The organism is Marinomonas primoryensis (genome assembly GCF_013372285.1).
In the GTDB taxonomy this organism is placed as follows: Bacteria; Pseudomonadota; Gammaproteobacteria; order Pseudomonadales; family Marinomonadaceae; genus Marinomonas; species Marinomonas primoryensis.
This window is the reverse complement of the sequence record NZ_CP054301.1, coordinates 2,117,647-2,132,402: the sequence shown is the minus strand read 5'-3', so window position 1 is coordinate 2,132,402 and position 14,756 is coordinate 2,117,647. Positions and strand designations below refer to the sequence as shown.

The 14,756-nt window shown below is 41.2% G+C and carries 15 protein-coding genes; 4 read left to right on the top strand and 11 right to left on the bottom strand.

The window, feature by feature from the left end:
• The first annotated feature begins 3 nt into the window (after window positions 1-3).
• Complete coding sequence (gene fnr, locus MP3633_RS09845) at window positions 4-765, top strand: fumarate/nitrate reduction transcriptional regulator Fnr (protein WP_112138608.1); 762 nt, start codon at window positions 4-6, stop codon at window positions 763-765.
• Between the two features lie 25 nt (window positions 766-790).
• On the top strand, window positions 791-1,333 hold the full coding sequence (locus MP3633_RS09840; protein ID WP_176335413.1) for an adenine phosphoribosyltransferase: 543 nt from the start codon (window positions 791-793) through the stop codon (window positions 1,331-1,333).
• Window positions 1,334-1,401: 68 nt separating this feature from the next.
• Here the strand turns inward: MP3633_RS09840 and MP3633_RS09835 are convergent, their stop codons facing one another.
• The 4 genes from MP3633_RS09835 to MP3633_RS09820 form a co-directional block, all read right to left on the bottom strand.
• Window positions 1,402-1,968 carry a YfaZ family outer membrane protein gene (locus MP3633_RS09835; RefSeq protein ID WP_176335412.1) on the bottom strand — a complete coding sequence of 189 codons (567 nt, stop codon included), beginning with the start codon at window positions 1,966-1,968 and terminating at the stop codon, window positions 1,402-1,404.
• Window positions 1,969-1,978: 10 nt separating this feature from the next.
• A complete protein-coding gene (gene ttcA, locus MP3633_RS09830) occupies window positions 1,979-2,818 on the bottom strand; it encodes a tRNA 2-thiocytidine(32) synthetase TtcA (protein WP_112138614.1) in 840 nt (279 codons plus the stop codon).
• 121 nt (window positions 2,819-2,939) lie between these two features.
• Complete coding sequence (locus MP3633_RS09825; RefSeq protein WP_176335411.1) at window positions 2,940-3,458, bottom strand: SprT family zinc-dependent metalloprotease; 519 nt, start codon at window positions 3,456-3,458, stop codon at window positions 2,940-2,942.
• Window positions 3,449-5,215 (bottom strand): RecQ family ATP-dependent DNA helicase, encoded by a 1,767-nt coding sequence (locus tag MP3633_RS09820; protein WP_176335410.1) that lies wholly within the window; start codon window positions 5,213-5,215, stop codon window positions 3,449-3,451. The genes MP3633_RS09825 and MP3633_RS09820 overlap by 10 nt, the downstream gene beginning before the upstream one ends.
• 96 nt (window positions 5,216-5,311) lie before the next feature.
• On the opposite strand from MP3633_RS09820, the gene MP3633_RS09815 reads away from it, so the two are divergent.
• Window positions 5,312-5,956 (top strand): UPF0149 family protein, encoded by a 645-nt coding sequence (locus MP3633_RS09815; RefSeq protein WP_176335409.1) that lies wholly within the window; start codon window positions 5,312-5,314, stop codon window positions 5,954-5,956.
• 37 nt (window positions 5,957-5,993) lie between these two features.
• Here MP3633_RS09815 and MP3633_RS09810 read toward each other — a convergent pair whose 3' ends face one another.
• Genes MP3633_RS09810 through MP3633_RS09780 form a run of 7 tightly spaced genes read right to left on the bottom strand, consistent with a single transcriptional unit; the run spans window position 5,994 to window position 13,701 of the window.
• Window positions 5,994-7,133: a fused response regulator/phosphatase gene (locus MP3633_RS09810; RefSeq protein ID WP_176335408.1), complete on the bottom strand. Its 1,140-nt coding sequence runs from the start codon at window positions 7,131-7,133 to the stop codon at window positions 5,994-5,996.
• Between the two features lie 10 nt (window positions 7,134-7,143).
• Window positions 7,144-7,446: an STAS domain-containing protein gene (locus tag MP3633_RS09805; RefSeq protein ID WP_176335407.1), complete on the bottom strand. Its 303-nt coding sequence runs from the start codon at window positions 7,444-7,446 to the stop codon at window positions 7,144-7,146.
• A 27-nt stretch (window positions 7,447-7,473) separates the two neighbouring features.
• The gene (locus MP3633_RS09800; RefSeq protein WP_176335406.1) at window positions 7,474-7,779 is read right to left on the bottom strand and encodes a BolA family protein; all 306 of its coding nucleotides are present in this window, start codon (window positions 7,777-7,779) and stop codon (window positions 7,474-7,476) included.
• 10 nt (window positions 7,780-7,789) lie between these two features.
• Complete coding sequence (locus tag MP3633_RS09795) at window positions 7,790-11,206, bottom strand: SbcC/MukB-like Walker B domain-containing protein (RefSeq protein ID WP_176335405.1); 3,417 nt, start codon at window positions 11,204-11,206, stop codon at window positions 7,790-7,792.
• A 9-nt stretch (window positions 11,207-11,215) separates the two neighbouring features.
• Window positions 11,216-11,863 carry a DUF4194 domain-containing protein gene (locus MP3633_RS09790; protein ID WP_176335404.1) on the bottom strand — a complete coding sequence of 216 codons (648 nt, stop codon included), beginning with the start codon at window positions 11,861-11,863 and terminating at the stop codon, window positions 11,216-11,218.
• The gene (locus MP3633_RS09785) at window positions 11,863-13,254 is read right to left on the bottom strand and encodes a Wadjet anti-phage system protein JetA family protein (RefSeq protein WP_112138631.1); all 1,392 of its coding nucleotides are present in this window, start codon (window positions 13,252-13,254) and stop codon (window positions 11,863-11,865) included. The genes MP3633_RS09790 and MP3633_RS09785 overlap by 1 nt, the downstream gene beginning before the upstream one ends.
• Window positions 13,255-13,293: 39 nt before the next feature.
• Window positions 13,294-13,701, bottom strand: coding sequence for a sirohydrochlorin chelatase (locus MP3633_RS09780; protein WP_112138633.1), 408 nt, complete (start codon window positions 13,699-13,701; stop codon window positions 13,294-13,296).
• A gap of 167 nt (window positions 13,702-13,868) precedes the next feature.
• On the opposite strand from MP3633_RS09780, the gene MP3633_RS09775 reads away from it, so the two are divergent.
• Complete coding sequence (locus tag MP3633_RS09775; RefSeq protein WP_176335403.1) at window positions 13,869-14,753, top strand: TIGR01777 family oxidoreductase; 885 nt, start codon at window positions 13,869-13,871, stop codon at window positions 14,751-14,753.
• Window positions 14,754-14,756 lie beyond the last annotated feature (3 nt).

Here is a 14,756-nt window from a genome sequence, read left to right as displayed (position 1 = left end):
CACATGGCAATGACACACACACAATCACGATTTAACAGTACGCTTACTTCGCAATGCCAAAATTGCAGCTTAAGTGCGCTTTGCCTACCAATTGCATTAGCGGATGAAGACATCAATAAACTAGATCAAATTATTGAGCGCAAAAAGCCTCTAAAAAAAGGGGAGTTTTTATTTCGTCAAGGGGATACCTTCAACTCTGTTTATGCTGTTCGTTCCGGCACCTTAAAGACTTTTAACATTACTTCTTATGGTGAAGAGCAAATCACAGGCTTTTATTGTCCTAGTGAGTTAGTTGGTCTTAGTGGAATTGACTCAAATAAGTACCCTGTTTCAGCAAAGGCTTTGGAAACAACAACAGTTTGTGAAATTCCATTTACTCACTTAGAAGACCTCTCCGTTCAGATCCCTTCTTTAAGGCACCAATTATTTAGAATAATGAGTCGTAAAATTTCTGATGATCAACAGATGATGGTTTTATTGGGTAAAAAGAATGCAGATGAAAAAGTTGCATCTTTTTTACTGAACTTATCTAATCGGTTTAAAATACGTGGTTATTCGGCGTCATCGTTTCGTTTGTCTATGTCTCGTGGCGAGATAGGGAATTATCTTGGTTTAGCGGTTGAAACCGTGAGTCGTGTGATTACACGATTCCAAAAAAGTGAATTAATACACGTCGATGGTAAAGAAATTGAAATACTCAATTTTCCCGAAATGCAAAAACTCATTGGGGTTGCTAGCGATTGTGGTAAAATTGCTCGAATTTGATTGATATATTGAGGCGCTACTAGATATGCTTTACGACGATTTTTATGTTAAATCACTAATACAAACTGTAGAAGACTGGCCAAAAGAAGGCGTTAGCTTTCGTGATATTACGCCTATTTTTAGCGACCCAAAAGGCATGAGGATGGTGGTGGATGCTTATGTTCATCGTTACATATCCACGGACATTTCTCATATTGCTTGTATTGATGCTCGAGGCTTTTTGATCGCGGCAGTATTGGCTTACGAATTACAGAAGCCTCTAATTTTAGTTAGAAAGAAAGGCAAGCTTCCAGGCAAAACCATTTCACAGAAATACGCTTTAGAATACGGTGACGCTGAATTGGAAATCCAAGAAGGCGCGGTAAAGGCTGGCGATGAAGTGTTGCTGTTTGATGATTTAATTGCCACTGGTGGTACGCTTTTCGCAGCGATTAAATTATTGACCAAGCAAGGCGCAAACATCAAAGAAGTAGCAGCGATTATTGACTTGCCAGATCTTGGTGGAAGCCAGAAGTTAAGAGACAGCGATATTCCTGTTTTTAGTCTGTGCGCCTATGATGGAGAATGATTTTAGTTAACATCAAAATATAAAAAAGGTGGCTGAGCCACCTTTTTTATATGCGAAATTTTTTAAGACTAAAAGTCTACTGATGCACCAATAGATAAGCCTTTATTAGCTTCTATTCGACTATTGTCATCATATATAGCTGTTGTTTTACCATAGCTAAGATAGACGCGTGCATTACGCATTGTCATGTATTCAGCGCGAAACTCATAAGTGTACATATGATCAAGGTTGGTAAAGGAAAGTACTTCAGGTGCGTAATACAAAGACCCATAAATACTTATTCGGTTTGCTTCTGGAAGAGTGTAGCGGTACCAACCACCAAGCGCTAGCGCTAAAGATAAGTCCTCTTCTTGCTTCCGATCAGCGTCTATCGCATATAAACGAACACCAATACCTACTTGTAAAGGCCCACCTGCCCCTTCGGAATCTTCTACATTCAAGCCGATATGTCCTGTAGAAAGGCTTTCGTCTTTATCGTAGCTCATTCCTACATCGATACCAAAAGTTCCCATGTTTAGATTAACGTCACCTTTAACAGTGTCATTCGTTAAACCTACAGAAGCAGTTGAAGCATTTACGAGAGATGACCCTAGAATACCGGCGGTTAACAATAGTGTTTTATGTGTGAGGTTCATTTCTCTTATCCTATAATGAAATAATATTTAATCGGTCAAAGGCCGCTGGCGACTGCTTTAACCCTTTAAAATCAAATAATTCTTTGTCCGCTAAGTGTGACGGAACGACATTTTGCATAGCGGTAAACATGGTTTCTGTTCGTCCCGGAAACTCTTGTTCCCATTTTTGCAGCATGTCTTTAACAACTTGTCGCTGTAGGTTTTCTTGGGAACCGCAAAGATTACAAGGAATAATGGGATACTCCTTCATAACGGAAAATGTCTCAATGTCTTTTTCTTTGCAGTACGCCAATGGACGAATAACGATATGTTTGCCATCATCGCTTAAAAGCTTTGGCGGCATAGATTTCATTTTTCCACCAAAAAACATATTTAAGAATAACGTTTCAAGAATGTCATCTCTATGATGACCAAGTGCTATTTTTGTCGCTCCAATTTCTTCCGCGAAACCATACAAGGATCCACGACGCAAACGAGAACATAAACCGCAAGTGGTTTTACCTTCAGGTATAATTTCTTTCACAATGCTGTATGTGTCACGTTCTAGAATATGAAAGTCTACTCCTACCTCTTCCAAGTAAGCTGGTAAAATATGCTCAGGAAAACCGGGTTGCTTTTGATCTAGATTGACCGCAACGATACTGAAATTAATCGGTGCGCTAGCTTGTAGATTTCGTAAAATCTCAAGCATAGTGTAAGAGTCTTTGCCACCGGATAGACACACCATCACTTTGTCACCTTCTTCAATCATGTTGAAGTCAGCAATCGCTTGGCCTGTTAATCTACGAAGGCGTTTTTGGAGCTTATTCAGCTCAAGTTTTTCTTTGGGTTTATTAGATAAGTCCATCATATATACGCTTTAAACAAAACGTGCCTATATTACTATAAATGAAGGTGGAATCGCATATAAAATGGAGGATATACGACAAAAGTGTATAAAAAATCAATTTCCTTCTGCTTTATGTACGCAGTTACTTATTTAGATCTACAAATTGTAATGTTGATCGGCATCCTCTGCAAACGTATTCAACGCCCTGTTGAGCTCTAGTATGGCGACGCTTGCTAAAGTGGTGCTTTTGACAGGAGCAATGATATTCATAGGATTGCTTTTGAGGAGGCACATCAAAGGAATGAGTCCTACTTGGCCTAATACCATAGACTTTCTGCATAACCGCTTGCCACTCTTTACCGTGAGGTCTCACTGTATCACCATAAATTTGATAAACAATGATATGGGCCACCTCATGGGGAACTACCGTGCTGACAAACTCGTCTGGATTTTGTTGATACATAAAATGATTAAAGCGCAGTTCATTCTTTTGTAAGTGCGCTGTACCTGCTGCCTTCCCTCTTTGTTTTAGGTTGCACGTTGCGGGGATAAATTCATGACCAAAAAACGTGTTTGCCTGATTGAAACATACATTTGCCTTATCAATAATGATGTTTAATGCATCATAATCTGCCGTCATATTTTTAGACGTCATAGGCATGATGTACTGACCTCTTTTGGATTCGATTCGTGAATGATTTTCATCAAGCTTTCGGAAAAATCAGCCACATTTTCTTTTGACAGCCCAGTTAAGCGACTTAATGAAGCAATAGAGTTGGGTTTATGTAAACAAATTAACCTAAGTTGAGTGTCGCTCAAGTTTATTTTTCCGTATTCGTATTTCCATGCCAAAATCTTATGCCACTTAACCTTGTCTAACGCCAGTTGGTCTTCCTGAAGTGCTGGGTAATAGTGTTCGCTTGGAATAATAATTTGCGTTTTACCTTGCAGTACACTTCGTGATTTTTCAGTAATTTGCACTGTGAAAATACTAGATATGCCAATTTTGATGTATTCATAGGCGATTAAATGACGCACAACAGACTTCCATTGCACTTCGTTTAGCTCTTTCCCCTTGCCAAATAATGGGAGTAACTCCGCTCTGATGGCACTTACGGCTTTGGTTCTCTTTCCCAGTAAAATTTGGATGAGTAATGCAAATGGCTGTAAGCCTTTTGTGTGATAAATTAGTGACAAAAACTTTTGGCTGGTTGTTGTCATATTTTGCTCTGATTTTGTAGAAAGGCAGCGATCGCAGTGAAGGCAAGCGGGAATGTTTTCATCAAAGTGAGACAGTAAATTTTGTCGCCTACAACCGCGCCCTTCTAAGATTTGAAATAAGTTGCCTAAGTGTTGAATTTCTTTCTCTGCTGCCAAAGGCTGTGAAGCGGCAAGCTGCTGAGCTTGTAACATATCTTGAAGGCCATACAGCAAAAGTGATTTCGCTGGTTTTCCATCGCGACCAGCCCGACCTACTTCCTGAAAATACGATTCTGGGCTATTAGGCAAGTCCAAATGCACTACAAACCGCACATGGGCGATATCAATACCCATTCCATACGCCGTGGTTGCGACCATGATGGTGCCATATTGCTCAGCAAAGGTTTTATGGTTTCTTTGTTTATCTTCCTCTGTCATTGCTGCGTGGTAGCTCAAACTGGGCAGTCCTAAATGGCTCAGCCAACTAGCAATGTCTTCTGTTTTCTTTCTAGAGCGGCAATAAATAATTCCTGTTTCGCCCGGTACTTCATGGTGCAGAAAATACAATATTTGTTGCTTGGCTTTTCTTTTTTGTGCAATTTGAATATTAATGTTGGCACGGTCGAAGCTGTTTTTCATAACAAGGCAGTCATGAAGTTGCAACGACTCTTGAATCGTAGTCATGGTCTCTTTATCGACTGTTCCGGTAAGCGCGATGATAGGGACATCAGGGAAAAAAGCTTTAAGCTGACCTAATTGACTGTACTCAGGCCTGAAAAAATTACCCCATTGAGAAATACAGTGAGCTTCATCAATGGCAAACAGAGCAATGTCAAAACTATGAAGAAATCCGATCACGGAAGGTTGAACCAGTTTTTCTGGAGATAGATACAGCAAATCAATGTGTTTATGTCGTAACGCCCAAACAAGATCATCTTGTTCGCCAGGGTTTAATGTGGAATTAAGAAACTGTGCCCTAATGCCCTTCTTATTCAATTCATCCACTTGCTGAGACATAAGGGATAACAAAGGGCTGACAATGACCGCGACGCCATTTCTAATGAGTCCAGCCGCTTGGTAAACCAAAGATTTTCCGCCGCCTGTTGGCGCCGCGAGTAAAACGTCTCGACCAGAGCATAATGCGTCTATTGCTTCTTCTTGCAGTGGACGATATTCGGTGTGGCCTAAACGGGAAAGTGTACGTTTCTTTAAGTTCATTTGGGAATTATCCCTTAACCACGCACTTTCTGCATCGATTTTTCACCTTCTTTTCGCTAGAATCGGATACTTAATCTGTATTAGGGAATTATTTACATGGCACACCAACCTCTTGATGATCTTGAATTAGAAACGTTAGAAAGTTTTTTGGAGTCGGATCAAGTTCATGAGGAATGTCAAAACTTTGTTATGACACATGGCTTCTTAACGGCATTGTCTATTTGTCCTGTTAGCACAGCTGAGGAGAAGTGGCTGCCCGTTATCTTTGAAGACACACCTAAATTCGAAAATGAAAAACAAGAAAAGCAAATACTTCAATACTTATCACGTCTTTTTATTGATATTCAAAAAGAGCTGGAGTCTGAAGATGGCTTTATGATCCCTTGTGAGCTAGAAATGGGGCAATCCCCAGAAGAGTTGAGCGAATTACAAGAATGGGCCTCCGGTTTTATGGAGGGGGTATTTATGACTGAAAGCGCTTGGTTTGAGTCTGAAAAAGAAGAAGTGGTTGCCGAGTTGTTGCTACCTATTATGGTTGCTTCTGATTTATTTGATGACGAAGAAGTGATTGAGATTAGAGCCAGTGAAAAATTGACTAATTCTTGTATTGCTCAGATACCTGACGTCTTAACGGACCTATTTTTAGTATTGCGTACTGAGCCTGAAAAAAGACCTTTTCCAAAACCTCAGCATAAAGCACAAGGCAATAAGAATAAGAAAAAAGGCGCTAAAAAGTCTTAATATTATAGACAGCCTGCGGCTCTTATTGCTGCAGGCGTTAATTCCTCAGTGCGACAAGAGTGATGTCGTCAAGCTGCACCGATTCACCTCGGTACTCGGTGAGCTTTTTTTCTGTCATTTTTTGCGCCAAAATGAGACTTTTTTCTGCGTAAGAACTTGAAATTAGTTTTTCCACCTGATCGTCTCCAAGCATCTCATCACGACAGTTTTTAAGCTCTAAGACGCCGTCTGAAACAATCACCAGTGTATCATCCACATTCAATTTGTTGCTTTGCACATCGGCTTCAAATTCGTATGCAGGAAGAATACCTAATGGCATATGATTCGATCGTAAATAGTCTATAGCGCCACAAGCTCTTCGAATCAATGCGTTTGGCATTCCCCCTCCCCAATACAGAATTTCACCGTTTGGAGTCATTAATATTAAGTAGCCTGCACAAAACATATAATCGGGCAAAATACTGAATAGTATTCTGTTCATCTGCCCTGCGAGTTCATTCACATCGAGTAAATCATCAACGGCGTCAAAAAAAGCATGCATGACGGGTAATGCACCGATAGAAGCGGGTAGGCCATGCCCCGTAAAATCGCCTACAAAAATTAGGCGAGCGCCGTCTGATCGAGTCTTTACTAAGGCGAGATCGCCATTAAAGCTAGCAGCTGATAGTCGAGTAATAACAACATGCTCAGAGTTGTTTTCGCTGCGCGTTTGAATGTGATCAAGAACGTGGTGAGCCATTTCATGCTCACGTTCTATCATCGTTTGAAAATAAGTGAGCGCTTTGTTTTTACGGTACATTTCTTTCATTAACTCGACATGACGCATGTGCGTTTTTAGTCTAATGTTGAAAAGTACTTCATTAAATGGTTTTGGAATAAAATCATCCGCTCCAGACTTAAAGCACCTATCCATAACAGTATCTGAAGTCTGTGAAGAGAGAAAAATCATAGGGATGAAACGATTGCCAGATAATGCTTTGAGCTTTTTAACGAGATCGAAGCCACTACCGCCTTTTACAACAACATCCAACGTCACCATGTCTGGTGCATAGTCAATAAAAGCCTGAACAGCATCTTCGTAACTGCTGACACTCGTGACCGTGACATTTTCTTTTTCCGCGCACAAAGAAATAATTTCGCGGTAAACGGGTTCACTGTCTACGCATAATAATTTCATCTGTCTTGCCTTATTGAATATCGAAGCGTTTGTCGAAACGAGAAATCATTAGAATATTTTTAATGAAGGCATTTGCTCCTTTTAGCTGAATATTACTCCCTAATTCAATGGTATTTCTCATACTCAACAGCATACCCAGTGCCGCGCTGTCTAAATATTCAACCATGCTCATATCAACAACATAGACTTTATAATGATTCGTGAGGTCAGAATAAGCCTCACGAAAATCATTAAACAAGGAAAAGTCGAAGCTGCCAACAATCGTGATTGTCACCGTGTTTATAGAATCATTTGCTGTGACTGAAATACTCATTAGCGCGTCGAGTTTTGGGCATTAGCCCTACTCGCCTCCGTGGCATTTTGGCGATGAAGGAGCAAGCGCATTACGCCTACTCCATTCTTGAATCGAATACAAGTGCATTGCAAGTGCATGGATTTTTGTCATTTCTTCTTGCAGTGTTGCGTACACAAGTTGATGTCGCTGAACCAATCTCTTTCCTTGGAATACATCGCTGACCAAAACAAGTTTAAAATGAGACTCACTTCCCTCAGGGACATTGTGCATATAACTCTCGTTTTCAAGCGTCATATGATGTATATCGATTTTTTCATTAATGCGTTGGTCAATTTGCGTTTGTACGTTCATAGTTTTCCTATTATGCCGACGTTAACAAGCTGTTGGACTCTCCATTCAATAGTACTTGGCCCTTTTCTTTTGGGTAAGCTACGTCAATGGAAACCGCACCACCTTCACGCCACACGCTGATAATGGTGTCCATGTTAGCGGCCATTACGGCACGTTTATCATCTGGTGCTGCGGCGATTACTTGCAGACCGATGTCTTTCATAAAGCCCATACACGTTGAGGTTTTTACCATGTCTATTTTGTTAAACGCCTCGTCAAACATGGCCAAAGAGAATCCACCAACGATATCCCCTTCCATGGTTTCATGTAATCGATACGTAGTAGAGAGGGCAGCCGCAATGGCTAGGTAAAATGGTATTTGGTGCTCACCACCAGACCCTGTTTGAATACGCTGGCTCAGAGTGGTTTTTTTATTGCCTTCGGCGTCCAAAATATCGACTTCGAAGTTATAAAATTTACGATAGTCAGCAAGGTCTTGTTGCTTGTCTTCATCCGATATAAGTTCCTGAATGGATGCGATAGCGCGTGCATGCTCAGGATCATCACTTAGGTGCGGGTCAAACAATCCACCTACATTTGCCTGATCTTGCGCGCTAAAGCGTTCAACAAGGTCGAGAATGTCTTTCATATCCCCGTTAGGGTAATAACGGAATTGATAGATTTCCAAGTTAAAGGGTCTACGCTTTAAACTGTGGTTGAGCTCTCGAATAATATGAGCAACTTGGTCTAAAGAGTCTTTCAACTTAGACACATAATCCGAGCGGAAGGTTTCCTCTGCTTCTTTACGAGCCAGCTCCGCGCGTTTCGCGTATTTGGCCAATTCAGTTTCGCTCAGAATGTCGATTTGATAAGAGACATAATGTTCAAACTCTTCAAATTTAGACTCTAAGTAATCTAGTTGAACATCGTTGTCTAAATTCGCTTGATGGTATTTTCCGTAATGATCTGCGACATCTTTGCGTACCTTCTGGTCAAAGCTGCGTGCTTTCTCGTTGGCTTTTTCAGCTCGACTGATGGCTTCTTTATAGATAGCCGCCCCATTTACCATGCTGCTTTCTAATAATGAATAGCGCTCACTTGCAAATTCTGCATCGTATCTCGGGTTAGAAGTTAGTCGATTGCGCTCTTCATCTAATGCTGCGAGTGCAGAACTCAATTGGCTTTTTTGTGTGTTTAGCGCTCCAAACTGCTCTGCAATTTGTTGGCGTTCACGGTCCAGCTTCTTCTGCTCTAATTCAACATTAGCAATGCGTATTTTCAGTTCTTCGATACGATCTTGAAGTTCCGTGTCATCATGCTTTTGAAGCTGTGACATTTCGGCTTCAACCGATTCTAATTCCTGGGTTAATCGAGTAACGGTATGACTTGCATTGCCAATACTGTCTGCATCAAATTGATTATTGGCTATCACTCGACCGAGTAATGAATCAGCCTGCTCAAGACGCTGGTCTGCTTTTAAGAAGTTCATCAACTCACTACTAAGGCTTGTAAGCTGCTTTTCGCGTGACTCACGCATACCTTCGGTATTGATGCCGACCATCATGTGAGGTACAAACCGAATAGTAGAAATCGTCCCAGCCAGTTTCAACATGCCGTCGGCTGTCATTGCACTGTCTTCACGGAGTAATTCACGTTCAGTTTCGACGGGCTTAATACCACCTAAACGTCGATTAATATAAGCTTGAGCGTGATCATTATTACAACGAATAAAGCGCAATGCCGAATTATTGTCTCCACGATTTAACCAGAGTCGTGTTTGGGTTGTATCAATAACTCGACAGCCCATTAACTGACGTCGGTGAGCTCGAAATATACGGATGGCTTCTTCTGCGTCATCCGGTTCTACGATCAGCGCTTCACGTTGAGCGCCAAGGTAGCCTTCAATCGCATCCTGCCATTTTCTATCGGTCACTTCTGCTAAATGACTTAATGGTGTCGCCTTAATATTGGCGTCGTTAAGTAATGCAATAAGACGTTTTGTATTCTGTGAAAGTGGACTAACGCCACCTTTTAGCGAAGAAACATCGGATTCCAGTTGTTTACATTCATCTTTCAAGTTCAGGATATTACGATTCAGTTCTGAACGTTGCGCAAACACTTGAGACTTTTCTTTATCTAAAATGTCATTTAGTGCTATTAATTTCTGGGTTAACGGCTTTAGATTGCCTTCAATACGGCCATCTTCGGTGATCAGTCCATTAAATGCAGAAAACTCCTTCACTAGGCTTCTTGTTTCTTTCGACAGTAAATCTTCAAAAGAATTAAGAGCCCCTAAAAGCAAAGTGAGCTGGCGTACTTGTAAAATCGCTTTTTGATCTTGCTGACCTTGCAATACTAAAAGCTTTTTACTTTGCTCTAATTGTTGCAGCTTCAAACCAACGTCAGAATGTTCGTATTGCTGTTCAAAACGAAGCAATTGGCCTTGTAGCTGTTTTAACAAACTTCCTTGCGTCGCTAGTTCTTCTTCAATCTCTTCTTCGCGTTCTTTTTGAAGTTCGTATTGATCTTGAATGTCGTCTTGTTTACTGCCCAACTCATCAAAACGAGCTTCAGTTGCGATCCATTGATAGTTGATTGCACTTTGCTCTTGCTGATGCTTTTTCTCGCAGTCTTGCTGAATCAGTTTTAGATCATCAATGCGCTTGGAAACTTCTAACGTTTTGGCTTCTAAGTGACGATACTCATTCAAAGACTTCTGGTAAGCACCAACCTGAAGCGGCGCTTCGGCCAATACAAAATCTTGTACAAAACGTGTAGGCGAGGCAATAGGGACAAATTTCAACGCATTCTTGAAGTTTTTAAGGAAACTATCCAGAGTGATAAGTTGATCTGGGCTTGGGCTTAACTCTTCAAGGTAGCGATTTATGTATTGGGTAGCCGACGCGCTACCCGATTTAATGTAGGGATCTAAACACACCTTTTTCATCGACTCACGAACTTCGATCCAAGGCTTAGCTTTGTAGCTTTTGCCTTCCATTGCATCGATAAAGTCAGACTTTTTTGCGCCAAAATTAGGCAATACAAAACGACCCAGTACGTCTTCTTCTGGCGACGCCAATGAAGCGCTTAATGCTAAACCAAGAGTTGATTCATTGCCGGTGACGCTGTCTTCAAAAACCAATGCCAGATAGCTGGTGGCGTCTTGTCTTGGCTGAGTCCCCAATGCTTTTACGTTTGCTTGGCCAGAATCTATCATGCCCAAAATATAAGAACGAATGCTACGGCCACTGGCTTTGCCATCATTTGCGCTAGCGTTGTAATTAAGGTGACGCTTACTGGCACCTGTTAATACTGTTTGTATGGCATCAAGTAACGACGATTTGCCTGAACCCGTTGGTCCAACAATGGCGGTATTTCCACGAATATTAATTTCTTCTGCACCAAGTAGGTACCAATTCACTAATACGATTCGATTTAGCTTTTTCATATTTTGGCCCTAGTCTTGATTGGTTGCTTGCACTGTTTCTGTTTCAACATCTGTGTCAGCGACATCGTCTTCATCAGGTTCTGCGCCATTGAATGATTCTAATTGTCTTAGGTAGGCTTCTGTGACAATTAACCTGACGACAGGAGTGATATTAATCATCTGGTTTTTGCTGTCTTCTTCGTAAGATTTTCCACGAATAACAATGCCATGGCGACTAAACAACGCCAAAATATCTTTGAAGCGTGTTTCGTTTGGAATTTCGCGTTTAACCAGTTGCACAAATCTATCGAGTATCGTGTGCGTATTGGTAGCAACAAAGCCATTATCTACTTCAAAATTTTCAATTTTTTCTTCGTAAATCTGGCGAAGCACTAATAGAAATAATGTCTCATCTGTTTTTAAACGAACAAAGGCTTCTTTTTGAATGGGTAGGACGCCCGCGAGTCGTTCATTCTCATTGATATAGAGTTTCATGCCTAGGGCATCAAACAATCGATCAAAATATTCTTGGTAGGACTCTAATAGAAGGTAATGCTTTCGCTGACCATGCTTATAAGCGCTCGCGAACTGATTCGCAATGACAAAATTTGCGGTCTGTTGGAATTCTTGAGCGTCTTTACCGGACTCTTCAACAACTTTTTTTAATTCTCTAAGCATTACGCTTTGCTCCTACGTACCACATTAAATTCGCGACATTCAACGAACTCATGTACATCCAAATACTGATTGGTAAAGTGTATTTCAAATAAGTCTTCTAATCTTTTAGCACTGACGCCCAGCGAACCGATATAGCGTAAATGGTCAAAACAAACAAAGTCTTCAACCGATTCAATAGTGAAATCTAAAATATGTTTGCTGTTTCCAGAGTTCATTTGTTTTTCTAGATAGCTTTGCATTTTCGGAATGGTGACTTGGCGAGCCTCATGGAAGCGCCGCTGTTGATCACGTGCTTTTATCGCGTCAGCAGACACTTCCGCTGGAGTCATCACTCGAGGCGGTGGCGGTTCACGTCGTTTAGTCGGTTGGGCAGCAGAAGCCATACCAACAAACCGAGCGCCTACAACCTGTTTTAATATGGGCAAGGTGTCGTACTTTGCAACATCTGAAATAATGCCAGCGATCTTATTGGCCATGCCTGGTCGAGAGCTGTCCATATAACGTGCGGTATCCGCTGCACGCTTCTCTAATCGGTATCGATATTCATCAATGCGCTCTAAGCGTTGCTCAATATTGCTAAATGTCTGAATGATATCGCGACAGTCTTTCTCAACCATTGCCTGCGCTTCGGCCATAGAAATAAGCTGCTGATCAACATAACACTGAGAAACCTGCCCCATGGTGTCTGGGTTGGTTAAAAAGTCTTGAGTCAATTCAAGTATTTGGCGACGAAAGCGAAAGGGGTTGTTGCTGGTTTTGATCGTCTTGTAGTCAGCAATCAAAATACCCTCTACAAATAAGTCAAAGAAGCCTGCAACAATGGCTTTTGGATCGCGCGTCGCAAAAAGCTCTCTTTGCAAACTGCGAATGCCCAGTAATATTTGGTTCAGATGCGCTGAAAAGTCTCTTGACGCTTCTGCAGACTGACGAAGCGTTACCCCGCGTTCTTTAGGGTTTTTAGCGACGGCTTCTAGGTTACTAAGAATACTCAAAACGGTTGCGCCATAGTTACGCTTACCGTGTTGGCTGATCTCGACTAAAGATCGAAGTAACATGGATATTTGAGGCGTCATTAATACGCTAACGCGGTACAGTTCTTGTTCTTCGACCAACCAGCCAGTGTTCACTAAGCGATGATAAATTCTTAACGCATAATCGTGAATGGTCTTTGGCGAGTCAAAAGGCTCTTTTTGTTCGTCATGCCAGGCAAGCGTATCCAATTTATGAAGCGTGTCTTCAATCGATTCTATAATGGTCGATTTATCTTTTATCGGATCTTCTGCATGATCATAAAAAACGCCAGCCAGATCATTTAAAACAGCTTCAATCAAAGCTCTATTTGAGCCGCTTAATGCCTGAAATATTTCGTCAGGTAAGTGTTTAAACAGCATTCATTCGACTCCATGAATCCACTAATAATAATGGCATACTTAAACCTTACCTAAATGATGGGCAATTACCGTCTGCATAGCCTGCTTTACTAACTCATCATCTCCAATTGGAGACAATAATTCTATGTGTAAATCATCTCGTTGCAATTCCGCTATTTGTGCAGGTACATCCTGTCTTAAATGACGGCCTACTGCCAGAAAAAGTGGCAACACAGCCACGCTTCGAACGTCTTTATCTAGTAACGCAATGACATCTTCTAGTGAAGGTGAGGTTAATTCCATATACGCCAAGCTCGCATTATTCTCGCCATAGGTTTGAGTAACGTGATGATAGAGAGATTCGAAGGGCTGTTTCCAAAGAGGATCAGGGCTTCCGTGTGCAAGAAGTATGATGTGATCGTATTCTTTGTGTAGCATTTTGATACCTAATGTTTCTCGATTCCCCATTTTAGCCATCCTATTTCAGAAAAAGAAGGTGCAGATTAAAAAACCTTTAAATCTTCTGATCAAACTTAAGGAAAAACAGATAATGACCTAAACTTAGGAAGTTATTGATCCTATTTCTTTTTTTGTACGTAACATAGTGATTATTGCAATACATGGAGCATTATAAAATGAAGATACTATTGTCTGGGGCGACAGGATTTATTGGGCGATCCTTGCTTAAAAAACTATTAACCGCCAACCATCATATTTATGCCCTAGTAAGGCAGGTGGATAACCGATTAGACGCCAGCATCAATCAACTCACTTTAGCGTCTTTGAGCGTGCTAAATGAGCAGTTCGATGTGATTATTAATTTAGCAGGTGAGAATATTGCTAGTCGCCCATGGACAAAAAAACGCAAACAAACTTTGCTCAATAGCCGGGTTGAATTAACTAATAACATTAAGAGCGCATTAAAATACCCACCAAAACTACTTATTTCAATGTCAGCGGTGGGTTATTACGGTGTAGCAAGTCAAGGTGTTTTTTATGAAAGCACCCCCCCTAAAGAGGGTTTTTCTCATGATCTTTGTGCAGCATGGGAGGCCTCTGCTACAGCATTTTATCAAGATCAAACGCGGGTTGTAATATTTCGATTAGGGGTAGTGCTCGGCGATGGAGGAGCCTTAAGTAAAATGCGAACGCCATTCTTATTTGGTTTAGGCGGGCCTATTGCGGGAGGAAAGCAGTGGTTTTCATGGGTTCATATTGATGATGTTGTTGAAGCAATATTTACTGCTATAGATGATCAAACCTATACTGGAGCTTACAACCTAGTTGCCCCTCAATTAATAGAGCAAGATCACTTCGCCAAGTCTTACGCGGCGTCACTCAATCGCCCGGCTGCGTTACCTACACCTAAGTGGATGCTTAAACTTCTATTTGGTGAAATGGCCTGTTTGTTGACTGAAGGGGCAAAAATTGTTCCTCAAAAACTGGAAAAACAAGGCTTTAGGTTTTGTTATACCAATATAGACGAGGCGCTATTGCAGATAGAACAAGTACGACATTAAGCG